Annotated in this window: 18 protein-coding genes and 3 pseudogenes; 16 read left to right on the top strand and 5 right to left on the bottom strand. The window is 61.5% G+C overall.

Annotated features, from left to right (window positions below; translation table 11 throughout):
* Positions 1-341 precede the first annotated feature (341 nt).
* The 3 genes from C0Z16_RS35405 to C0Z16_RS35395 form a co-directional block, all read right to left on the bottom strand.
* Positions 342-941, bottom strand: a complete 600-nt coding sequence (locus tag C0Z16_RS35405) for a hypothetical protein (RefSeq protein WP_102636620.1) — start codon at positions 939-941, stop codon at positions 342-344.
* A 329-nt stretch (positions 942-1,270) separates the two neighbouring features.
* Positions 1,271-2,008 carry a hypothetical protein gene (locus C0Z16_RS35400; protein ID WP_244201492.1) on the bottom strand — a complete coding sequence of 246 codons (738 nt, stop codon included), beginning with the start codon at positions 2,006-2,008 and terminating at the stop codon, positions 1,271-1,273.
* Positions 2,009-2,412: 404 nt separating this feature from the next.
* Positions 2,413-2,982, bottom strand: coding sequence for a YdeI/OmpD-associated family protein (locus tag C0Z16_RS35395; RefSeq protein WP_102636619.1), 570 nt, complete (start codon positions 2,980-2,982; stop codon positions 2,413-2,415).
* Between the two features lie 380 nt (positions 2,983-3,362).
* Between C0Z16_RS35395 and C0Z16_RS35390 the strand changes: the two genes are divergently transcribed.
* Positions 3,363-3,701 carry an IclR family transcriptional regulator domain-containing protein gene (locus tag C0Z16_RS35390; RefSeq protein ID WP_279635100.1) on the top strand — a complete coding sequence of 113 codons (339 nt, stop codon included), beginning with the start codon at positions 3,363-3,365 and terminating at the stop codon, positions 3,699-3,701.
* Between the two features lie 18 nt (positions 3,702-3,719).
* Here C0Z16_RS35390 and C0Z16_RS35385 read toward each other — a convergent pair whose 3' ends face one another.
* Entirely contained in the window at positions 3,720-4,655 is a 936-nt protein-coding gene (locus C0Z16_RS35385) for a helix-turn-helix domain-containing protein (RefSeq protein ID WP_102636618.1), read from the bottom strand.
* Positions 4,656-4,750: 95 nt separating this feature from the next.
* Here C0Z16_RS35385 and C0Z16_RS35380 point away from each other — a divergent pair, with 95 nt between their 5' ends.
* Positions 4,751-6,001 carry a DUF1479 domain-containing protein gene (locus C0Z16_RS35380; RefSeq protein ID WP_102636617.1) on the top strand — a complete coding sequence of 417 codons (1,251 nt, stop codon included), beginning with the start codon at positions 4,751-4,753 and terminating at the stop codon, positions 5,999-6,001.
* A 138-nt stretch (positions 6,002-6,139) separates the two neighbouring features.
* On the opposite strand, the gene C0Z16_RS35375 is transcribed toward C0Z16_RS35380, so the two are convergent.
* Positions 6,140-7,027, bottom strand: coding sequence for a substrate-binding domain-containing protein (locus C0Z16_RS35375; RefSeq protein WP_244201491.1), 888 nt, complete (start codon positions 7,025-7,027; stop codon positions 6,140-6,142).
* 54 nt (positions 7,028-7,081) lie between these two features.
* Between C0Z16_RS35375 and C0Z16_RS35370 the strand changes: the two are divergent.
* From C0Z16_RS35370 to C0Z16_RS35305, 14 genes and pseudogenes are all read left to right on the top strand, one after another.
* Positions 7,082-7,258, top strand: a pseudogene (locus C0Z16_RS35370) (IS6 family transposase); the annotation flags it as partial.
* A gap of 265 nt (positions 7,259-7,523) precedes the next feature.
* Positions 7,524-7,986 (top strand): annotated as a pseudogene (locus C0Z16_RS35365) (IS3 family transposase); the annotation flags it as partial.
* A complete protein-coding gene (locus C0Z16_RS35360; RefSeq protein ID WP_102636615.1) occupies positions 7,983-10,097 on the top strand; it encodes an acyltransferase family protein in 2,115 nt (704 codons plus the stop codon). The pseudogene C0Z16_RS35365 and the gene C0Z16_RS35360, both read left to right, overlap by 4 nt.
* Positions 10,098-10,553: 456 nt before the next feature.
* Positions 10,554-12,395: an allophanate hydrolase gene (gene atzF / locus C0Z16_RS35355; protein ID WP_102636614.1), complete on the top strand. Its 1,842-nt coding sequence runs from the start codon at positions 10,554-10,556 to the stop codon at positions 12,393-12,395.
* A gap of 63 nt (positions 12,396-12,458) precedes the next feature.
* Positions 12,459-13,556 carry a BMP family ABC transporter substrate-binding protein gene (locus C0Z16_RS35350; RefSeq protein ID WP_102636613.1) on the top strand — a complete coding sequence of 366 codons (1,098 nt, stop codon included), beginning with the start codon at positions 12,459-12,461 and terminating at the stop codon, positions 13,554-13,556.
* A 44-nt stretch (positions 13,557-13,600) separates the two neighbouring features.
* A complete protein-coding gene (locus C0Z16_RS35345; RefSeq protein ID WP_102636612.1) occupies positions 13,601-14,734 on the top strand; it encodes an ABC transporter permease in 1,134 nt (377 codons plus the stop codon).
* Entirely contained in the window at positions 14,727-15,653 is a 927-nt protein-coding gene (locus C0Z16_RS35340; protein WP_102636611.1) for an ABC transporter permease, read from the top strand. The genes C0Z16_RS35345 and C0Z16_RS35340 overlap by 8 nt, the downstream gene beginning before the upstream one ends.
* A 45-nt stretch (positions 15,654-15,698) precedes the next feature.
* On the top strand, positions 15,699-16,391 hold the full coding sequence (gene biuH, locus C0Z16_RS35335) for a biuret amidohydrolase (RefSeq protein WP_102636610.1): 693 nt from the start codon (positions 15,699-15,701) through the stop codon (positions 16,389-16,391).
* A 2-nt stretch (positions 16,392-16,393) separates the two neighbouring features.
* Positions 16,394-18,028, top strand: coding sequence for an ABC transporter ATP-binding protein (locus C0Z16_RS35330; RefSeq protein ID WP_102636609.1), 1,635 nt, complete (start codon positions 16,394-16,396; stop codon positions 18,026-18,028).
* 3 nt (positions 18,029-18,031) lie between these two features.
* Positions 18,032-19,030 carry a formamidase gene (locus C0Z16_RS35325; RefSeq protein WP_102636608.1) on the top strand — a complete coding sequence of 333 codons (999 nt, stop codon included), beginning with the start codon at positions 18,032-18,034 and terminating at the stop codon, positions 19,028-19,030.
* Between the two features lie 5 nt (positions 19,031-19,035).
* On the top strand, positions 19,036-19,701 hold the full coding sequence (locus tag C0Z16_RS35320; RefSeq protein ID WP_102636607.1) for a cysteine hydrolase family protein: 666 nt from the start codon (positions 19,036-19,038) through the stop codon (positions 19,699-19,701).
* Positions 19,698-20,147 (top strand): oxalurate catabolism protein HpxZ, encoded by a 450-nt coding sequence (gene hpxZ / locus C0Z16_RS35315; RefSeq protein ID WP_102636606.1) that lies wholly within the window; start codon positions 19,698-19,700, stop codon positions 20,145-20,147. The genes C0Z16_RS35320 and hpxZ overlap by 4 nt, the downstream gene beginning before the upstream one ends.
* Before the next feature lie 64 nt (positions 20,148-20,211).
* Positions 20,212-20,937 carry a GntR family transcriptional regulator gene (locus C0Z16_RS35310; protein WP_102636605.1) on the top strand — a complete coding sequence of 242 codons (726 nt, stop codon included), beginning with the start codon at positions 20,212-20,214 and terminating at the stop codon, positions 20,935-20,937.
* Positions 20,938-21,448: 511 nt separating this feature from the next.
* A pseudogene (locus tag C0Z16_RS35305) lies at positions 21,449-21,557 on the top strand (IS5/IS1182 family transposase); the annotation flags it as partial.

The raw sequence follows: 21,557 nt of genomic DNA, 5'->3' as shown, positions 1-21,557 counted from the left end.
CCATTGAAATGACTCCCCTTGACTTCCTCACGCAGTGGCTCCGCGGTTTTGGGCGCCACGCACCCTAACAGTTGTGCATGGATTGTTGACGATATACGCACCGGCGTCGAGCGGCCGGAATTGGCCGGGTGCCGACTCATGCACTTTGCATACGCAGCTTGAACCCCGCTGGCCTGCGAGGGCATCACGCGACCCTAGGCGGCCAAAGGTATTAGTCATGCGTCGATGCCCGCTTTCAGCTCTGTAACTGCCTTTCACTCTTGGCCGAACGCAATTCCCCACGGCTGGCTCGTTTTACTCGTCTGGTAATGGATAAATCCGCTATACCCTACTGAAGTTTCTCAGCGCCGTATCAGGGAATCGACTAAGGTCACCAATTCCTTGTCAAGACGCCGAAAATCAGTGCCATATTTTTTGCTGACTTCCGCTTTTATTTCGTAGCCTTCTTTGAAAGCATGTTCCCAATGATAGGACGCGCTCCAGCCGCCGGGATTGGTGACGACCACCGGATTCCCGTGCTCGTCGTCAAACAAAAAATATATGAGCGATGTGTTCTTTCCCGGCACGGTCTCGGTAAACGCACGGCAGCCCGCTTGCGCTGGTATTTCCTTCAAATTGGCCTTCTGGCCATTCAGAATATTGAGCGCGAGCGTGCCGAACTCGGGCCTCGTCCGGACGATAACGAAAACGCTGCGCACTCTCGTTCCCGAGTTATCAGGCTCATGAAAACCGGGAAAATCCGTCGACAGCGTGAAATAATCGTCAGCGACTTTAGGGCTCAGAGATGCTGGAATGGCAAATTGCAGCAAGCCGTCTCCTAGCCTCGGCACCGACGCCTTGACAACGTCTTCCGGTCCTTCTGCAGCGATTGCACCGGTCAACATCAAGCAGCCGAGAAATACGTACCGCCGAAGCAAGGTGAGACGGAGATTTTTTTTCATGTCGATATAGATAGATCGGCCCGAAAGAGAGACAGCAATAACCACTTCTGCAAGATTAGCAAAGAGTCCCCGTCCAAAGGGCTTATTGCGAATTGCTCACCTGTACCGCCGGCATGAATCTACGCGCGAAGGTCCGTTCTCCAAATGCGAAGCCCGACGTTCCACTTCCATGTTTGCGTGTTTCCCACCGGCCGTTCGTGGCCGACCACTGCGTTATGCAATCGGCATGCGCCCCCGACCCTCGCACGGTTGCGATCGACAGCACGCGACCCGTTGCCGAAATAGCCAGCTTGCAAAAGCGGACGGCCAGCAGCGTCCGGTGGGACCGGTCACTGCTTTTGTTGCGCTTGTGCGGCCGTCTTTCGAAGCTTGATCATCAGGGAGGTCAAATCAGCCGCGCCAAGTTCTTGAACAGTTTTCTGCACCTCAGTGCTGGCCTGCACCTTGGTCTTTGTCTCTTCCGTTTGGTTCTTGCAGTTTGCGAGCCACACCTCCTTTGCCGTAGCCATGTCGGAGGATGCTCCCGCTTCTTCCAGCAGCTCACGCGTTTTCTTATACGGAGGTGTTGGATTAGATATGTAATAAGGCTGTGTAACTAACATTGGCACAAACTTGAACGGATTGTCGACTACTGCAGGATTGCATGCCCATAAACTCTGCCTCATAGACAAATTCGCGGCGATCCACGGTGTCACACCCATTTCATCGGCGTCGTTGATATGGGCCCTTACAAGACTGGAAGTGAGCAGCGCCGCTACAACGTTTGGGTAGCCCATGTAGGCAGCGGCCGCTAGAGGGGACTGCTTGCCTTTTTCTTTTGCGAGAAGTCCGTCGGTCGAGCCTCCCGCTACGTACTGGCGGACTTCCTCGGCCGCGTTCGCTTCGGCGGCGACCATATCGTCGACCTTGCCGGTCGTTTCTCCCAAAACGTATATGCGGTCCGCCAGCGAGCTGAGGACGGCCGTAGGATCGCGTCGCGCATCTGCGGCGGTCGCGGCGCACGAAATCATTGTCGGAACCAGCAAAACGGCAGTATGTTCGAGTAAATTTTTGGCAAGGTTATTCATGATTTTTATTGACCGTACCTTTGAGCCGTGTTGAATATTCGCCACCAGTATAGCAATGCTCTGAGGGTCAAAATCTTTGTGAATGGCTGTTTTGGAGATGCACGATTGACCGGCTGCTATTGGCCGGCAGTACGCGTTCACACGAACCGCCGGAAAGCTGCCGTTGAGGATTCCAAGGTTGGCACTGGAAAACGTTCACCGAACCGGTGCTATCGGTCAAAATCCGACGCCCAGCCGGATTTTCGTCATGGCCGGTCGCGCGCGAATAGCGGCCAAAGAGATAAATAAACCGTAAGCCAGCATTGATCGACGCTCGCCAGCGCTGTGGCGTGGAAGCGCTGCAAGTTGCGCGCCTCGAGCGCGGCATCGTCCGGCGACTTTCGTCGGCTGTAAAACTTCCTGGCCTAGGGATAAATGGTTTCGCCGCGATTCAGCATGCCGACGAACTCTTCGATCTTGCGGACCCGTGTTGCGGGCTTTTTCGCATTCTGTATCCGAAACAGGATGGCGTAGCGGTTTCGGCCGTTCAGCGTCGCAAAGAAGGCGCTTGCCTTGGGATTGGCATCCAGTGCGGCCTGCAGATCGTCCGGCACGACCGAGTTGCTGGCCGAGGTATATGCAGCCTCCCAGCGGCCATCCTCTTTGGCTTTCTCGATTTCTCGCATGCCAGAGGGAAGCATTCTGCCTGCGGCGATCAGCGCTTCGGCCCGGTCTTTGTTGAGCCTCGACCAGATACTTTTTGCGGAGCGTCGAGTGAAGCGTTGCAACCAGTATCCTTCACTTTCAGTCTGTTTTTGACCGTCGATCCAGCCATGACAGAGGGCACTTTCCAGCGCCTGTTCGTAAGTCAAGGTTGGCTGCCCGGCGCCCTTTTTGGCCAGGCGCAGCCATATCCCGGTCGAGGTACTTCCGTTTTGCGTCAACCAGTTTTCCCATTCATTCTGGTCAAGGAATGTCAGACGAGGCTCAGTCATGGGGGATCCGAATGGTTGCATTCAGGCAGCGAAGCTTTTTCCGTTCACTGAATTCTCGCAGATTACCGATTTGCTCGGATTTGGAATGCCCGGTTTATCGACAATTCCTCGTGTATCCATCGGCGCTACCCAGGAAGCGAAAAAGGGCCGACCGCCAGATAGTCGCCGGCCGTGATTGGAAGGTCAGGAGTGGTTGAAGGCTACGAACGCTGAGTCGGCATAGCAACTCGTCAGCGGTCTTTCGCGACCATGGCTTGTGGCTTAAGCGGGGTAGGTAATGGAGCGCAAAATTTGGCTCTGCGCGCGGTGTGCAACTCTCGGCAGAGATGCGAGCCGTGCCGTGAGTACATTTCCATGAACTCGAACTTCATGTACTCGAGATTGCGCAAAGCGGCCTCGGGGCGACTCTCGACGAGTTCCGGGCGTCGCTGCTCAAGATCCGACGCGCGGGCTTTTATCTGTCGAGGGACGAACTGGAAAGCGGCGTTTCTGCACTGGCGTCGCCGCTGTTCACGGACGATTCCGGTGAAGCGGTCGGATCGCTTGCGGTGATCGTACCGACGCAGCGACTCGAATTTGCAAATCTGGACCGGCTCGTGGAATCGATCCGGGGGGCAGCGGCGCGAACCTCCCAGCGCACGCGTCCGGTTATCGAAAGTACGGGAGCGGGGGCCGCAGCTTCATCGCACACGATATCGCGAGTCAAGCGGTCCGCTTAGTCACCACCTGAACGCCATTCATGAGCGGTCCAGGGATGGCGACCTCGCCTCCAGTGTCAACGGGGCATTCAGTTGATGTCGGGGCTGACCAGCAAACTCTTTCCGATAGGCCGCGGGAGTCGTCTTTTTCAGCGCGCGAAATTGACGGTTGAAATTGGCAACGTTGGGAAATCCTGAATGGGCCGCGATAACCGACACGGGCCATGAGGTGTCTGCGAGCATTCGACATGCGTGACCGATTCGCACACGGCTCACATACTTCCCGACACTTTCGCCGATATGTTGAACAAAGTATCGATTGAGCGTGCGCTCTGAAAGGGTCGCGGCGACGGCTAATTCCGCCAGTGTCAGCCGTTCGGCGAACCGTGCCTCGATAACTGCTAACGCCCGATTTATCCGCTCCGGCTCGTGGCCGGAAGGCCGCCCCACGTTGCTCTGATCGAATGCGTTGGGGGACGCGAGTGGCCGTGCTTCTTCATCGGCCAATGTGCACAGGATGTCCAGCGCAACGCTGAGTCTCTCTCTTGGAGACGCTGACAAAAGACCGTCGAGCCGGCTACGTACCGTTGCCCCGGCTTCTGCCCTGAACGCGAGGCCGCAGGCCGCGCGCCGCAGAAGCCGATGAAGTGCTTCGTACTCGGGGCAGCAATCTGCCAGTCGTCGCGCCCAGTCGCCTTCGAACCAGATGACGATAGCGACCTGCGGGGCGCTGTCGTCGATTGAACGGTTCGACGACCAGGTATGAGGTAAGTCCGGCGGGACGAGCACCAGGTCATCGCCCTCGTACCCGGCGATCGAGTCACCGATGTAGCGCTTGCCGCGGCTGTTCATCGTGAGGGTGAGTTCATATTCCGGGTGATGGTGCCATTCGAACGGAATACGCGGAAGCTTCCGGTGATAAACCCGCACGGAGCATCCGGCGCTCATCTCGACATGTTCGTATAGAGGCTTCATGGCTGGAATCGCAAAGAAGTTGGCCTTATTGTATCACCCATCCATCATGGCCCAAGCTAAGCTTCAGTCATCAAAGAACACCAGGAGACGCCACCATGGAATCCCTTCACATCGACGATTTACCGACCGCTATTCGGGCGGTTAAAAAGCTGTTGCGCGCCAGCCTTCCGAACTATAAGGAAGTATTCCAGGAGGTAGAAGCTGAAATTCAGCGCAAGGTCGCTACCATCGTGGAGCAGCGTGCCCGCGGCGGTGAGTCCGTCATTCCTGAAATCCAGTATGCGGATATCGCGGCTGACCGGGTGAGCGCCGCGCAGATCGCATCGATCAAGGATCGAGGAGCCTGCGTGGTCCGGGGGGTGTTCAGCCGCGAGCGCGCTGAACGCTGGGACGCGCAGGTCGCTGAGTATGTCGAGTCCAATGACCTCGACGAAAAACTCGCGCATCGTGCAGAAGACAAGTACTTCGGCAACCTCGCTTCGAGCAAGCCCCAGATCTATGGCATTTACTGGTCGAAGCCTCAGGTCGAAGCGCGCCAGGCGCCCGAACTCACTCAGACGCGGGTCTTTCTGAACCGCCTCTGGAAACACGACAGCGAAGGGCGCGTTCATTTCGATCCCGACCGCGTTCCGGTGTACGCGGACCGGCTGCGGCGTCGCCCCCCCGGCTCCGAGTCGCTCGGGCTGTCTGCTCATTGCGACGGGGGGTCGGTCGAACGTTGGCTTGACGACAATTTCCGGCGTGTTTATCGACACGTGTTTAGTGGCGACTGGCGCCGCTATGACGCGTTCGATGCCGCGTATCGCCCCGAGGCGAGAGAGATTCCGTCACCGACTGTCTGTTCGATGTTCCGTACTTTCCAGGGCTGGACAGCGCTCACTGCGCAAGGTCCGGGAGACGGCACGCTTCAGCTAGTGCCAATTGCCAACGCCATGGTGTATGTGTTGTTGCGCGCTCTCCAGGATGACGTGCCAGACGACGATCTGTGCGGCGCATTACCTGGCCGCGCACTTTCGATCAAGCGCGAGTGGCATGGTCCGCTTCAGGAAGCGTTGTCCTCCATTCCACTGATGCAGGCAGGGGACACCGTCTTCTGGCATAGCGACGTGATTCACGCGGTCGAAGATGTCCATCGCGGCAAGGGCTACAGCAACGTCATGTACATATCGGCTGCGCCAGCGTGTGCAAAGAACGACGCCTACCTTAAACGCCAGCTGCCGACGTTTCTCAACGGAGATAGCCCGCCGGACTTTCCTGCGGACAATTTCGAAGTCGACTTTGTCGGACGTGCGGCGGAGACAGACCTGACTGAACTCGGCAAGGACCAGATGGGCTTTACGCTGTGAAACGCGATCGCTGGGGGCTGAAAGGCAATCCACCGATTCGTAGGCGGGTAGCCTGGTCGGTTCGGGATTAGCCAGACGGCCCGCCACGATCCGGCCAGCCCCTCTGGCTGACGCGCGATGCATCAAGGGGACAGAAGTCTATGGCCGCTGGCCTGCAACGCGACGTTCTGTGCGGGTGGGATCGATCGACAGAGGCGGGTGGCGCCCCGCGGAGCCCACGCTTGATTCCCTGACGACCAGCTGCGCAATGGCGAAGTACTGCACGGGTGGTTCTTTTCCGTCCGCCGCTGGATCGAGCCTGGCCAGCAGCGTCTCACTCGCGATCGTGCCGAGTTTGTCCGCACCGGCGAAAAGAGTAGTGAGCGGCGGATTGGTATGTTCTGCCGCCATCACATTGTCACAGCCAACGACCGCGAGCGCCTTGCCCGCACGTTTGCCCATTCGGTCCAGCTCATGCAACACGCCAAACGCAACCTGGTCGTTATAGCAAACCACCGCCGTCGGACGAGGCCGCATCTCGAAGATGGAGCGGACTGCTTTGCGACCGCCCTCCGGAGTCAGTTCAACGTCGATGATCCACTCGTCGGCGACAGGCAGGGCATGACTGGCCATTGCCGTGAGGTAGCCCTGCCTGCGCTGGTTCGCAACCGCATACCCCGTTCGATTGCCGGCGAATGCGATACGTGTATGGCCCTGAGCAATGAGATGTTCCGTCGCGAGAGCGAATCCAATGCTGTTCTCGACTCCGACCGTGTCGACATCAGTGCCCATCGGTCGCATGACAAGGACAAGTGGAATTCCCCAGGACTTGATCTCGTCCGGCAGTTGCTCGGATGTACCCAACGCAGGAGACATGATCAGGCCGGCCACATTCTGCTCACGCATCGATGGCAGAACACGGGTTTGGGTCGCGACGTTTTCGGCAGTGTGCGCCATCAGCGTCGTATATCCGGACTGCGCGAGTACCCGCTCGATGGCGACGAGCAACTCGACAAAGAAGGGGTTAGTCAGATCGTTGATGACCATCCCGACGATGGTACTTCGGGTACCGCGCAGATTTGCTGCGCCGCGGTTATAGATTTTCGCTTGCCAGAACGCACGCAGTCATTCCTGTCATGCTTCGGTCCGATCCGCCAGCACTTCGCGCTCAAGCGTCATCTGCTGCGCGCCTCGCTCTATCGCAAACAGCTCGCCGCGCGATTTGAAGCCTGGCGTCTCTTCGCTGGCATTGCCCAAGCTCCCTCCACCGTGTTCTGAGACACGACTGTCCGTGCCGCGTCGCACCGATGCGCGATGGATCCTCCGGTTCCGTCGATGAAGTTCCTCGACGATCAAGTTCCTCGACGATGAAGTCGGCATTTCTTATCGCTTCTGTGGGGCAGCGCACGAGACACATCGCGGGCCTATACATTTCCCTAAACTTTTTACGTCACAATCGTACGCAAAAGCAAACGAGAGAAAGGGAAAGCGGCACCTTCGCTTTTTCTGGTTATTTGTCGAGATGAAATATGCAAAATCAGCCGGACAGCTGGTCGGTTACGCGACGAGCGAGCGTATGACCAAGCATCTGGTGATGCAGGCGGTGTTTCGGGCGGCCGCGTCGCACCGACCGCCGGCCGGTCTGATTCACCACAGGCTGCGGCAGCCAATATTGCGCGCATGCTTACCAGAATCTTGTCAGCCAGTTCGACATGCAAGCCTCAATGAGCAGACGAGGAAACTGCTTTGACAACGCATCGATCGAATCATTTTGGGGCGCGCTGAAGAGCGAGTTGGCCTATCGTCGGCGGTTCGCCAATTGGCAGCAGGCGCAGCAAGAGGTCACGGAATACATCGAGATCCTTTATTCCTGGCAGCGGACACAAGCGCAGCTTGACTATCTGTCTCCCGCGGTTTTCACGCAGCGTTTCTACCTGGACAAAATCGCTCCTAAACCCGTTGGCGTCCACGGATTCCGACCGAGCTCATTAACTCTCATGCCATGAATCCACGCCATAACGATACTACTGCGCCGCAACTCACCCGTCCTGCGCACGCGGCATACATCGACGGTTTGCGTGCGGTCGCAGTATTGTCGGTCATCGTTTATCACCTGTACGCGCAGTGGTTACCCGGCGGGCTTGCAGGAGTCGACATCTTTTTCGTGGTTTCCGGGTTTGTTGTCAGCGCATCCGTTGGAAACCTCGAATCGATGCAGTTTTCGCGCTTCGTGTTCTATTTCTATTCGCGTCGAGTGCAGAGGATCGTGCCAGCGCTCGTTGTGTGCCTGCTGGTGACCGGCTTGTTTTCAGCACTGTTCATTCCAAACGCGTGGCTGAGCGATACCAACAAATACACCGGCTTCTTTGCTTTCTTTGGGTTGAGCAATCTGGTGCTCGCGGTGACAGGTGATAACTATTTTTCGCCACGCGTCGAATTCAACCCGTACCTGCATACCTGGTCGCTTGGCGTAGAAGAGCAGTTTTATCTGATCTTTCCGTTGCTTTTCTTCATGTGGGTGAGCAAACGTCCGAGAAAGACGCTTTGCGTTGTTCTGTTCACCGGCGGGCTCGCTCTGTCCGTGTTGAGCGCATGGTGGCTTTCGAGGCGAGATAACGGGCTCGACTTTTACCTGATTCCAGGGCGTTTCTGGGAATTGGCATCCGGGATCCTCCTATACCAGTTGCTTGCGCTCGCGAAGCGCCCGCTCGGCGTGATCGACCGCAATGGGACGCTGGGTTCGATGGCATTGCTCGGTGGTTCGCTGGTGCTGCTTGCGGCCGGTTTCAAGGTCTTGAGCCCGGAGCAGCTTCCTTTTCCGGGAGCGCTGCTGCCGGTTGCCGGCACGCTTGGCGTACTGTACGCGCTGCACGGAAGAGTCCCGCGGGATTGGCTGCACAGGCTGCTCATTTCACCAGCGGTGACTCTCGTCGGCAAGATGTCATATTCGCTCTATCTCTGGCACTGGCCTGTGATCGTGCTGCTGCGGTGGACGACGGGGATCGATGCGCCTGTCTGGCGCCTACTTGCGGCCGTACTGACCTTCGCGCTGGGGACAGCGTCCTGGTACTACGTCGAGAATCCTGTGCGGCGCTCGGCGGTCCTGAAAGGCATGCGGCGTCCCGCTCTCGTAGGTGCGGGCTTAGCTACGTTGACGTGCGGAGCGCTATTGTGGCTCGGCATTCAGGCAGCCCAGCTGAAGCTGAACATGTCGCTGAGCGTGGTGTCACAACGTGCCGACGACTGGTATCCGAGCCGCCCCCTTGAGCCCAGCAATGACGGATGTCTGGACACGTGGAATAGGACGAAGCTCAACGGGGGGCCCGTATGGACATATTCACGTGCGGGATGTTCGCTTCCGGCGACCTATCGGGGGCGCCTGTACGTGATCGGCGATTCGCACGCCATGGCCTACAACAGGATGTTGCGCGAATTCGCCCGGGATACTGGCGTGAAGGTCTTCGCGTACAACAATGGAGGCTGTCCGTTCATTGTCTTGCTGCCGCGCAAACAAAATGAGGTGGCGAGCTGTGCGCCGGGGACGGATGCGGCAATCGCTCAAATCGAGGCGCAGGTCAGGCCCGGTGACGTGGTCTTCATGCCTTCGCTGCGACTGCCACGTTTCTCCGACGAGTGGGCCCGCTTCGACGACTCGAGCGCCTGGGGCTACATGTTTGGTCCAGAGGCCGTGCAAAGCCGGGTAGACGGCGTGCGAGAGGCCATTCCAATCTTGCAGAAACTGGCAGCCAAAGGGGCGAAGGTCATCCTGGAAGGGCCGACGCCCGAGTTTCGGAGCCAGCCGTTCCGATGTTCTGACTGGTTCAATCGCGACAATCCCATCTGTTCCGGCGGCGACCGCATCGCCCGTGCGGATCTGGAAGCCTTGCGGGCGCCAGTGCTCGAATCCTATGCGCACATCGTGCGGGGGGTCCCCGAAGTTAGCGTATGGGACCCGTTGCCACCACTGTGCCCAGATTCGGTCTGCTCGACGCACACCGCCGACGGCCGGCCGCTCGTCTTCGATGGCGATCACCTCAGCGGCTATGCGAACAGGCTTCTGTTGCCAAGCTTTAAGCAGTTCGTCAGCAAGCTTATGGAAGCGGGCTCTGCGAGCTGATGCGGGGAAGATTTCCGGCGATGGCTGGCGAGGTAGTTAGTCCGAAGATCGAGTACCGGCTGTGCGAGCTTGGGTACTGTCAGGTCGACGGAGGGGGCGACGAATATAGTGGGGCCTGCAGAAAGGTTCCCTCTCCGTTCTGCCGTCGGCCTATGCACCGGTTCGTAGTGGCCGGACAGCCGCGGCGCGTGTCTTAGCGCGGCCATGTGGGGTTGTCGATCACGCTGGTTGAAGCAAACGGCTGCGCGGTGCACAGCCTCCGTGAATCAGTGCACCGAAGCACCGGGAAACGTTCCACGATGAAGCGCGCCTGGCTCTGCGACCGCCAGACATGCACCGTCAGGAAGTGGAATCGATAGTCGCAAAGCCTTTCCGGATAAGCATTTACGGTCTGTGCCAGCAAACCTGGCACAAAGCCTGCCTTCCATCGTTCAACTTGTATTCAAGATTGAACTCATGGAACGCATTGCTCCGTTCAAGGTTCGCGCGCTGCTAGACGCTTATCGTCAAGGCGAAACATCGCCATGCGACACGGTCGCCACAGTGCTGCAACGTCTTGCCACCACCCATCGTCCGGAAGCCTGGATCCTTCGCGTGTCCGAAGCCTCGCTCGTCGCGCGCGCCACCGAACTCGAACGTCTGCTCGCCGACGAAGGCCCCGCGCTCTTCGCCCGCATGCCGCTGTTCGGCGTGCCGTTCGCGGTGAAGGACAACGTTGACGTCGCCGGCCTGCCGACAACCGCCGCATGCGATGCCTTCGCCTACACGCCGGACGAAACGGCGTTCGCGGTGGCGCGTCTGCTGGACGCGGGCGCGATTCTCGTCGGCAAGACCAATCTCGATCAGTTCGCGACGGGTCTGGTTGGCACGCGTTCGCCGTACGGCGCGGTGCGTCAGTTCACGCGCGATGAATACGTGTCGGGCGGATCGAGCTCCGGTTCGGCGATTGCGGTCGCAACGGGCATCGTCGCGTTCGCGCTCGGCACCGATACCGCGGGTTCCGGACGCGTGCCTGCGGGCTTCAATGGGCTGGTGGGGCTCAAGCCGTCGCTTGGGCTCGTCAGCAAGCGCGGCGTCGTACCGGCGTGTCGCACGCTTGATACGCTGTCGGTGTTCGCGCACGACGTTGCCGATGCGTGGCAAGTGCTCGAGCGGCTCGCGTTCTATGACCCGCTGGACGCTTACTCAAGGCCGCTGCCCTCGCGCGGTTTACAGCGCTCGCCATTGCGCATCGCGATTCCCGACGCGCTCACGTTCTTCGACGATCACCATGCATCGGCCGCCTTCGCCGCGACCATGGATGGCATCGCCAGGCATCTCGCGTTGACGCCGTCGACATTCGCCTTCGCGCCGTTGCAGCAGGTCGCCGCGCTTCTTTACGACGGCCCGTGGGTGGCCGAGCGCCGCGCCGCGCTCGGCACATTCTTTACAACACATCACCACGATATCGACCCAACCGTCGCGAAGGTGATCGGCCAGGCGGACCGTTTCGATGCGGCCGCCGCGTTCGACGGGCAGTACGCGCTTGCGAGGCTAGCGCGCCAGGCCGCAGCGCTTTTTGAGCACGCTGACGTGCTGATCGTGCCGACCACGCCGACGCATCCGACCATCGCCGACGTAGAGGCCAATCCGATCGAGGTGAACAGCCGTCTGGGCGTCTATACGAACTTCGTCAATCTGCTCGATCTGTGTGCGCTCGCCGTGCCCGGCGTGCCGCGCGCCGACGGTCTGCCTGCTGGCGTGACGCTGATCGGACCAGCGGGCGCGGACCAGCAGCTCGCGGTGCTCGGCGCGCGCATTCAGGCGCTGTTCGGCGAAGCCATTGCGCAACGCGATGCCGACGCGATCGCGAGCCAGCCGCTGCCGATCCAGGAACCGGTCGTCATGCTCGCCGTGGTCGGTGCGCATCTGCGGGGCGAGCCGTTGAACTGGCAGCTGCTGCAAGCCGGCGCGCGCTTCGTCGAAGCCACGACGACTGCGCCTCACTACCGGCTCTATGCACTCGCCGGCACGTTGCCGCCGAAACCCGGCCTCGTGCGCCGCGCGGGCGACGCGGCAGAAGGCGAAGCCATCGCTATCGAACTGTGGGAAGTGCCGCTGCGCACGTTCGGCGCGTTCGTCGCCGCCGTGCCCGCGCCGCTCGCCATCGGCACGCTGGAGACCATCGACGGACGCAGCGTGAAGGGCTTCGTCTGTGAGCCCTCTGCGATCGCACGCGACGCGGGCGCCCTCGACATTACCGCTTACGGCGGCTGGCGCGCATATCTCGCGCACCGCGCGCCGCAGCCGAACGCCTGATGCCCGTCATCGGAAATCCAGCATTCAGAGCGCAGTGAACGACCAACTCAAGGAAACCCCACCATGACTCAACGTCGCGACTTCATCAAGCAGGCGGGCGCGCTCGCACTCGGCAGCGTGCTGCCGTTTGAAAGCGTGTTGGCTGCCGAAAAGCTCACCGTCGGCGTGATCTACGTCGGCTCGAAGGGCGACTATGGCTACAACCAGGCGCAGGCGCAGGCCGCCGCGGTCATCAAGAAGATGCCGAACGTGAAGGTAGTCGAAGAAGAAAATGTCCCCGAAACGGTGGCCGCGCAGAAGTCGATGGAAGCAATGATCGAGCAGGATGGCGCGACGCTCGTTTTCGCCACCTCGTTCGGCTATTTCGATCCGCATGTACTGAAGATGGCGGCCAGGTATCCGAAGGTGCGTTTCGCGCATTGCGGCGGCCTCTGGAAGCAGGGCAACCCGTCGAACATCGCGAGCTATTTCGGCTACATCGACGAATGCCAGTACCTGAACGGCGTCGTCGCGGGCCACATGAGCAAGAGCAAGAAGCTCGGTTTCGTCGCGGCCAAGCCGATTCCGCAGGTGCTGCGCAACATCAACGCGTTCACGCTCGGCGCGCAGTCGGTCGATCCGTCCATTACGGCACACGTCATTTTCACGGGCGACTGGTCGATGCCGGTCAAGGAAGCCGAAGCGACCAACAGTCTCGTCGATCAGGGTTGCGACGTGCTGACCTGCCACGTCGACGGTCCGAAGGTCGTCATCGAAACGGCAGAGAAGCGTGGCGCGATGAGCTGCGGCTACCACGCCAGCCAGGCGGCGCTCGCGCCGAAGGGCTATTTGACGGGCGCCGAATGGGACTGGGCGACGCCGTACAAAACGCTCGTCACTGACGCGCAGAGCGGCACGCCGCAGCCGAACATTCTGCGCGGCGGCCTCAAGGAAGGTTTCGTGAAGATGTCGCCTTATGGCGCCAAAGTGACGGCCGCCGCGAAGACCAAGGCCGACGCCGTCAAGACGCAGATGACGGCCGGCCAGTTCGTCATCTTCAAGGGCCCGCTGAAGGACAACAAGGGCGGCAGCGCGATCGCATCCGCCACGGCCTACGCTCAGACCGACATCACCCTCGAAAGCATGAATTATCTCGTCGCGGGTGTGGTGGGCCAGATTTAATCCCGCGTGCTGACAGCGCAATTCGCGCAACTGAAGGAGAGACGATGCGTGCTCATGCTTCCACGGTGAGATCGCCCGGCCTTGCCCGCGCGCTGCTCGGCGTGCTGCCCGCACTGCCGACGCTCGCGGCGCTCGCCGGCTCGTTGCTGCTGTTCGCGATCTTTCTGCTCGTGCAGGGCCAGCCCGCCGGCGACGCGATCGTGCTGATCGCACAAGGCGCATTCGGCTCGGCGTTCGCGTGGCAGAGCACGCTGCTGCGCGCCGCGCCGTTGATGCTCACCGCGCTGTGCGTGGCGCTGCCTGCGCAGGTCGGCCTGATTGTGATCGGCGGCGAAGGCGCGCTCGCGCTCGGCGGACTTGCTGCGGCCGTCACGCCGCAACTGCTGCCGCACGGCACGCCGTGGTTCGTCGCGACGCCCGCGATGGCGCTGGCGGGCATGATCGCCGGCGGTGCGTGGATCGGCACGGTCGGGGCGTTGCGGCAGTGGCGCGGCGTGAACGAGACCATCAGCTCGCTGCTGATGTCGTATATCGCGATTGCGTTGTTCAAGCATCTGGTCGAAGGGCCGTTGCGCGATCCGGCGAGCCTGAACAAGCCGTCGACGCTGCCGCTGCCCGATGCGTTCGCGATCGGCTCGCTGCCGGGACTCGACGTGCATTGGGGACTCTTCTGGGGCGTGCTCGCGTGCGTCGGCGCATGGATCTTCGTGCGTCACAGCACCAAGGGTTTCGCGATGCGCGTGACGGGCGGCAACGCGCGCGCTGCGCGCCTCGTCGGCCTGCCAGTCAACTCGCTTGCGCTGACCGCGTGCGTGCTCGGCGGCGCCGCAGCCGGACTCGCCGGCATGTTCGAAGTCTCGGCGGTGCAGGGCAGCGCGAACGCCTCGCTGCTCGCGGGTTACGGCTACGCGGGCATCCTCGTGGCATTCGCTGCACGGCAAAATCCGCTCGCCATCATCGCGTGCGCGCTGATGATCGGCGGCATCGAGGCGAGCGGCAGTCTGCTGCAACGCCGCCTCGATCTGCCCGACGCAACGACGCTCGTCTTGCAAGGGCTGCTGTTCGCAAACCTGCTCGCGTGGGAGGCGCTAGGCGGACGGCTCGCCGCGTGGCGCGTGAAGTTGCAGGCCCTCGCGCAATCCGAAGTGCCGCATCCGCTGGAGCGAACTCATGCCTGATCTGCACTCGCCCGTTGCCGTGCTACTGCTCTCGCTTCTGGCGGGCGCGATTCGCGTCAGCACGCCGTATCTTTTCGTGAGCCTCGGTGAATGCCTGACCGAGAAGGGCGGTCGCGTGAATCTCGGACTAGAAGGGATTCTCGTGTCGGGCGCGATGAGCGGTTACGCAGGCTCGTACCTGACCGGTTCACCGTGGCTGGGCGTGCTGATCGCCGGATGCGCGGGCCTGCTGCTCGGTTGCCTGCACGGACTCGTCTGCTCGCTGCCGCGCGTGTCGGACATCGCGTTCGGCATCGCGTTGATGCTGTTCGGCACCGGCCTCGCGTTCTATCTCGGCAAGCCCTTCATCGAGCCGCAGGCGGCGATGCTGCGCTCGTTCGACTTCGGCGCGTGGAGCGCGTCACCGCAATTGCATAACGCGCTGCACGTGAATCCACTGTTCCTGATCGGCGTCGTGCTTGCGTTCGTCCTGCAATGGGGTTTGCGCTCCACACGCTGGGGCATGACGCTGCGGCTCGTCGGCGAAAACGCGGAGAGCGCGCGGGCGATGGGCTATCCGGTCACACGCGTACGCATCGCGGCGACAACGGTCGGCGGATTTTTCGCGGGCGTCGGCGGCGCGTATCTGTCGCTCGTTTATCCGGGTAGCTGGAACGAAGGCCTGTCGAGCGGTCAGGGGTTGATGGCCGTCGCGCTCGTGATCTTCGCGCGCTGGCAGCCGCTGCGCTGTCTGTGGGCGGCGCTGCTGTTCGGCGCAGCCGGCGCACTCGGCCCTGCGTTGCAGGCGACGGGCGTGACCAGTGGCTACTACCTGTTCAACGCCGCGCCGTACGTGCTCACGCTGGCAATCATGATCGTCAACTGCCGGCCCGATCGCACCCTCGCCGGTGCACCCGGCGAACTGAGTCTCACACGCTGAAACCGCCGAAGCGATCCACCTACATTTCGTCTCACCGGAGTCCACATGACCCGTTTCATCGAAGCCCGACCCTATCCGTGGCCTTACGACGGCGCGCTGCGCGCCGACAATACGGCGCTTGTCATCATCGACATGCAGACGGACTTCTGTGGCACCGGCGGCTATGTCGACAAGATGGGCTACGACCTGTCGATGACGCGCGCGCCGATCGAACCGATCAGCCGCGTGCTGGCAACGATGCGCGAACAGGGTTTCACCATCATCCATACCCGCGAAGGGCATCGGCCCGATCTGTCGGATCTTCCCGCCAACAAGCGCTGGCGCAGTCGCCGCGCTGGCACGGATGGCATCGGCATCGGCGACGACGGTCCGTGCGGCAAGATCCTGGTGCGCGGCGAACCAGGCTGGGACATCATCGATGAACTGGCGCCGCTGCCGGGCGAAATCATCATCGACAAGCCGGGCAAGGGCTCGTTCTGCGCCACCGATCTTGAACTCATTCTGCGCACGCGCGGCATCGTCAATCTGGTGCTCACCGGCATCACGACCGACGTGTGCGTGCATACGACGATGCGCGAAGCGAACGACCGCGGTTTCGAATGCACGGTCCTCGCCGACTGCTGCGGCGCGACCGACAAGAGCAATCACGAAGCGGCACTGAACATGGTGCTGATGCAGGGCGGTGTATTCGGCACGGTGTCGGATTCCAGCGCGCTGATTGCGGCGCTAGGGCGCTGATTATGTCGACGCTCGCCAGCATGAAACCGCTGCCGTTACGCACCGGCGCGCTCGGCATCGAGGCGCTCGGCGCGAGTAAGCGCTTCGGTGCTTTCCGCGCGCTCGACGACGTGACGCTCAAAGTGCGCGCAGGCACCGTGCACGCGCTGCTCGGCGAGAACGGCGCGGGCAAGAGCACGCTAGTGAAAGGTCTCGTCGGTTATGGCGTGCTCGACAGCGGCCAGATCGCCGCGGACGGCCGCGAAGTGCGGATTGCTTCGCCCCGCGATGCGCAGGCACTCGGCATCGGCATGGTGTACCAGCATTTCACGCTGGCGGCGGGTTTATCGGTGGAAGAGAACCTGCTTCTCGCGCGTGGAGGGATGCCGTGGAGAATCGACTGGCAAGCCGAACGCAAGGCGCTCGGCGCGTTCATGCGTGGCATGCCGTTCCGGCTGGCACTCGACGCGCCGGTGTCGAGTCTCGCGGCCGGCGAAAAGCAGAAGCTCGAAATATTGAAGCAACTGTATCTGCGTCAGCGCTTCCTGATTCTCGACGAACCGACCTCGGTGCTGACGCCGCAGGAAGCGGACGAAGTTCTCGGGCTCATGCGCGATCTCGCCACGCGCGGCGATCTCACCGTACTGATGATCACGCACAAATTCCGCGAAGTGATGGCCTACGCGGACGACGTCACGGTTCTGCGCAAGGGCCGCTTCGTCGGCAGTTGCGCCGTGCGCGACACCGACCGCGACCGCCTCGCCTCGTGGATGATGGGCGGCGATGCCGGTTTCGAAGCGCGCGCGACAGCCTGTATCGACGACCAGCGGCCTGCGCGTCGGCCGCTTGTCGCCGATGCGCCGGTGGCGCTCGAACTGTCGGCCCTGACGGTGGTGGACGACCGCGGACACGTGGCAGTGCGCGGTGCGTCGCTCACGGTGCGCGCGGGCGAAATTCTCGGCTTGGCGGGCGTGTCGGGCAATGGCCAGAAGGAGCTGATCGAGGCGCTGGTCGGCCAGCGGAGCGTGCGATCGGGCGACATGCGCATGAAGGGAGAAGCGTACCGCGCGACGCGCGAAGCGATGACGCGCCTGAAAGTTTTCGCGTTACCCGAGGAGCCGTTGCGTAATGCCTGTGTCGCGAACCTCAGCGTCGCGGAAAACCTCGCGTTGCGCGACTTCGATCGCGCGCCGTTGCGCGCGGGCGGCTGGCGGCTCAACCGTCGCGCGTTACGCGAATGCGCCGAAAAGCGCATTGCCGAGTTCAACGTGCGGCCGCCGGTGCCGGAGCGCGCGATCGGCACGCTGTCGGGCGGTAACGTGCAGCGCGCGGTACTGGCTCGCGAACTCGGCCAGCCGGTCGATGTGCTGATCGTCGCCAATCCGGTGTTCGGTCTCGACTTCGCGTCGGTGGCCGATATTCACGCGCGCATTCTCGCCGCCCGCGACGCGGGCGCGGCGGTGCTGCTGGTGAGCGAAGACCTCGACGAATTGCTGGAACTGGCCGACCGCATCGCAGTGATCGCGGAAGGGCGGCTCGTTTTCGAAACCGCCGTGGACCACGCGGACCGCGTGGTGCTCGGGCGCCACATGGCCGGCCACGGGGACGATCCGCAACCCGTAGTGGCGGACACCTCCGCCGCCTTTCATGGAGCATGACAGATGAGTTCGAGTGGACTCGGCGGATTGAACCGCTCGCCCGCTGGCGTCGTAATCGGCCTCGTGCAATTGCAGAATCCCAGTGTCGAAACGCCCGCGCAGCTCGCGGCGCAGACGCAGCTCGTCGTTGAACTGATCGGCAAGGCCCGGCGCAACAACGCGGCGATGGATCTCGTGGTGTTCCCGGAGTACGCGTTGCATGGCCTTTCCATGCGCACCGACGACGCGATCATGTGCAGCCTCGACGGCCCCGAAGTGGCCGCGTTCAAGGCGGCGTGCGTCGAGCACCGCATCTGGGGCTGCTTTTCGATCATGGAGCGCAATCCAGGCGGCAATCCGTACAACAGCGGACTGATCATCGACGACCAGGGCGTGATCCAGCTCTACTACCGCAAGCTGCATCCGTGGGTGCCGGTCGAGCCGTGGGAGCCGGGCGATCTCGGCGTGCCGGTCTGCACCGGCCCGCGCGGCGTGAAGCTCGGCCTCATCATCTGCCACGACGGCATGTTCCCGGAGATGGCGCGCGAAGCCGCCTACAAGGGCGCCGAAGTCATTCTGCGCACGGCGGGATACACCGCGCCGATCCGCCACGCGTGGCGCATCACCAATCAGTCGAACGCGTTCCAGAATCTCGCGCAGACGGCGAGCGTCTGTCTGTGCGGTAGCGACGGCACGTTCGATTCGATGGGCGAGGGCATGTTCTGCGATTTCGACGGAACGGTGCTGGTGGAGGGCAGTCATCGCCCGGACGAGGTCATCGTCTGCGAGATGCGGCCCGATCTCGTGCGCGAGGCGCGTATTCATTGGGGCGTCGAAAACAACATCTATCAGTTCGGACATCGCGGCTACGTTGCGGTGAAGGGCGGCGTGCAGGATTGTCCCTATACGTTCATGCATGACATGGTGCGCGGCGAATATCGTTTGCCCTGGGAGGCCGAGGTGCGCGTGACCGATGGCACACCTTGCGGCTTCGCACCGCCGGAACGCACTTACAAGAGTTAATTGCCATGCCGACCGTCAACCAGGCGTTACCGTCGCCGTTCGAGTTCGAGCCGTCGAAGACGGCGCTCGTCGTGATCGACATGCAACGCGATTTCGTCGAGTTGGGCGGATTCGGCGCGGCGCTCGGCAACGACGTGTCGCTGCTCGCGGACATCGTGCCGGATGTCGCGCGGCTGATTGCGCATGCGCGCACGCACGGCTGGCACGTCGTGCACACGCGCGAATCGCACCTGCCTGACCTGTCCGATTGTCCGCCCGCGAAACGTCTGCGTGGGCAGCCAAGCGCACGCATCGGCGACAAAGGGCCGATGGGACGCATACTCGTGCGGGGCGAACCAGGCAATGCAATCATCGACGCGCTCGCGCCGATTGACGGTGAACTCGTGATCGACAAGCCGGGCAAGGGTGCGTTCTACGCGACGCGGCTCGGACAAGAGCTTGCGAAGCGCGGCGTCACGCATCTTGTGTTTGCGGGCGTAACGACTGAAGTGTGCGTACAGACCTCGATGCGCGAGGCGAATGATCGCGGTTACGACTGTCTCGTGATCGAAGACGCGACTGCGAGCTACATTCCCGCGTTCAAGGAAACAACCCTCGCGATGATCCGATCTCAAGGCGGCATCGTCGGCTGGACTGCGACGCTCGAACAATTGCTGGAGGCCGACACTTGAGCACCTCGCATGTCATCAACGACCCGACGATCGTCGCCGAAGTGACCGCCGCGTTTGAAGCCTACGAACGCGCGCTGGTCGATAACGACATCGACACGATGAACGTGTTGTTCTGGGACGCACCGGAAACGGTGCGCTATGGAATTGCCGAAATCCAGTACGGCGGCGAGGAGATTCGCGCGTGGCGGGAATCGTGCGTGCCGGTGCCGGCTTCGCGCAGACGGCATCGCACGGTCGTGACTTCGTTCGGCCGCGACTATGCGACGGTCAGCACCACGTTCACCAGCGACGCCACGCCGCTCGTCGGCCGTCAGATGCAGTCGTGGGCGCGGCTTGGCACGCACGGTGCGCCGTTCGGCGGCTGGATAGTCGTTGCTGCGCACGTGAGTCTGATCGATGCGCCCGATGTGACCGACGTGGAAGCCGCCTACGGGAAACGCGGCTGATGTCGGGACGATTTGCAGGAGACCGGTTATTGAACCTAAACGGCTGACCGAAGGTAAAGATCCGATCGACGAACCCGACGACGCGGCGCCTGATGCGTCGAAACTCGTCTATGGCGCAAACCCGCTTGCCGAGCAGGTGTATCTGCAACTCAAGCAGGACATTTTCGACTTCCGGCTGTTTCCGGGCGATCGCTTCTCGGAGACTGGCATCGCGCAGCATTACGGCGTGTCGCGCACACCGATGCGCGACGCGCTGTTCCGTCTGCTGCGCGAAGGGTATCTGGAAGTCGGCTTCCGGCGCGGCTGGAAAGTGTCCAACATCGACTTCGAGCGGCTCGATCAGCTGTACGACCTGCGCATCGTGCTCGAACTGGCTGCCATAGAGCGTGTGACGAGCGGCTCGAACCATCGCGCGATCGACGCGCTCAAGGCCATCTGGCGCGTGCCGCGCGACGCACGCGAGACCGATCCGGCGCGCATGTTCCGGCTCGACGAAGGCTTTCATCGCGGGCTGGTGGAAGCCGCGGGCAACACCGAGATGCTACGCGTGCATAACGAAGTGACCGAGCGCATTCGCATCGTGCGACGCCTCGATTTCCTGAAGCCGCATCGCACCGAGGCAACCTACGACGAGCACGCCACGATGCTCACGCTGATCGAACGCGGAAAGCTTGCCGAAGCGGGCATTATGCTGCGCGCGCATGTCACGCAGAGCAAGCTCGAAGTCCGCAAGATCACCGTTTCGATGCTCGCGCAGGCGCGGGACAGCAAGTTGCCGTTTGTGAGTTGAAGTGGTAGGGAGCCGGCAAGACACTTTTCGGCTTTGGCTGCTGTTGTCCTACTGTTGGATGTGGAACGCGTCGTGACGGACTCGGCAGCGGAATACTGCGGACGCACTATATTCTCCTTGAGACGGTCCCGGGATCGGTTTTTTTCGAAAAGCCGTCAACTTCGGCGCAGCGCTTCGGGAAATATCGCGGTATCGAACTTCTCGATTTCAACGAAACGGACGGTGACGCTAGCAGTGTTATTGAACTTGCTAGCGCTTCTGTGAACACGGCTAGCATCAATCGTGGACGCCAACAGATACCGCCGCATCCGCCGTATGGACGGCGGTGTTGTCCGCTCGATAAGTTGTCCTGCATATAAACCATATCAACGCACTTTCCTATTTGCGTCAGAACGCCCGCTGCCATGCGAGCAGTCGCCACCCGATGTTAAGGAAGGTCTGCAAAAGTCCTGGCATTGACGCCCCGTTCAGCTATCCTGGAACCAACGCGAATTAGTTGAGGAGAAGAGTGATGTCGCAGTTGGGTCTTGGTCTGGATCTGTCAACGAAGCGCACGCGCAAGCGGGAATTTCTCGATGAGATGCGGCGTGTTGTGCCTTGGTCGAAGCTGATTGCGCTGA

Origin of the sequence: Paraburkholderia rhynchosiae (genome assembly GCF_002879865.1) — a bacterium.
Classification (GTDB): Bacteria; Pseudomonadota; Gammaproteobacteria; order Burkholderiales; family Burkholderiaceae; genus Paraburkholderia; species Paraburkholderia rhynchosiae.
This window is presented reverse-complemented; position numbering and strand designations above follow the sequence as displayed.

Bases quoted from the DNA above. Each gene is read 5' to 3' on its own strand.
- C0Z16_RS35405 (WP_102636620.1), bottom strand. From the start codon at position 941: ATGAAAAAAAATCTCCGTCTCACCTTGCTTCGGCGGTACGTATTTCTC.
- C0Z16_RS35400 (WP_244201492.1), bottom strand. From the start codon at position 2,008: ATGAATAACCTTGCCAAAAATTTACTCGAACATACTGCCGTTTTGCTG.
- C0Z16_RS35395 (WP_102636619.1), bottom strand. From the start codon at position 2,982: ATGACTGAGCCTCGTCTGACATTCCTTGACCAGAATGAATGGGAAAAC.
- C0Z16_RS35385 (WP_102636618.1), bottom strand. From the start codon at position 4,655: ATGAAGCCTCTATACGAACATGTCGAGATGAGCGCCGGATGCTCCGTG.
- C0Z16_RS35380 (WP_102636617.1), top strand. From the start codon at position 4,751: ATGGAATCCCTTCACATCGACGATTTACCGACCGCTATTCGGGCGGTT.
- C0Z16_RS35375 (WP_244201491.1), bottom strand. From the start codon at position 7,027: ATGGTCATCAACGATCTGACTAACCCCTTCTTTGTCGAGTTGCTCGTC.
- C0Z16_RS35360 (WP_102636615.1), top strand. From the start codon at position 7,983: ATGAATCCACGCCATAACGATACTACTGCGCCGCAACTCACCCGTCCT.
- atzF (WP_102636614.1), top strand. From the start codon at position 10,554: ATGGAACGCATTGCTCCGTTCAAGGTTCGCGCGCTGCTAGACGCTTAT.
- C0Z16_RS35350 (WP_102636613.1), top strand. From the start codon at position 12,459: ATGACTCAACGTCGCGACTTCATCAAGCAGGCGGGCGCGCTCGCACTC.
- C0Z16_RS35345 (WP_102636612.1), top strand. From the start codon at position 13,601: ATGCGTGCTCATGCTTCCACGGTGAGATCGCCCGGCCTTGCCCGCGCG.
- C0Z16_RS35340 (WP_102636611.1), top strand. From the start codon at position 14,727: ATGCCTGATCTGCACTCGCCCGTTGCCGTGCTACTGCTCTCGCTTCTG.
- biuH (WP_102636610.1), top strand. From the start codon at position 15,699: ATGACCCGTTTCATCGAAGCCCGACCCTATCCGTGGCCTTACGACGGC.
- C0Z16_RS35330 (WP_102636609.1), top strand. From the start codon at position 16,394: ATGTCGACGCTCGCCAGCATGAAACCGCTGCCGTTACGCACCGGCGCG.
- C0Z16_RS35325 (WP_102636608.1), top strand. From the start codon at position 18,032: ATGAGTTCGAGTGGACTCGGCGGATTGAACCGCTCGCCCGCTGGCGTC.
- C0Z16_RS35320 (WP_102636607.1), top strand. From the start codon at position 19,036: ATGCCGACCGTCAACCAGGCGTTACCGTCGCCGTTCGAGTTCGAGCCG.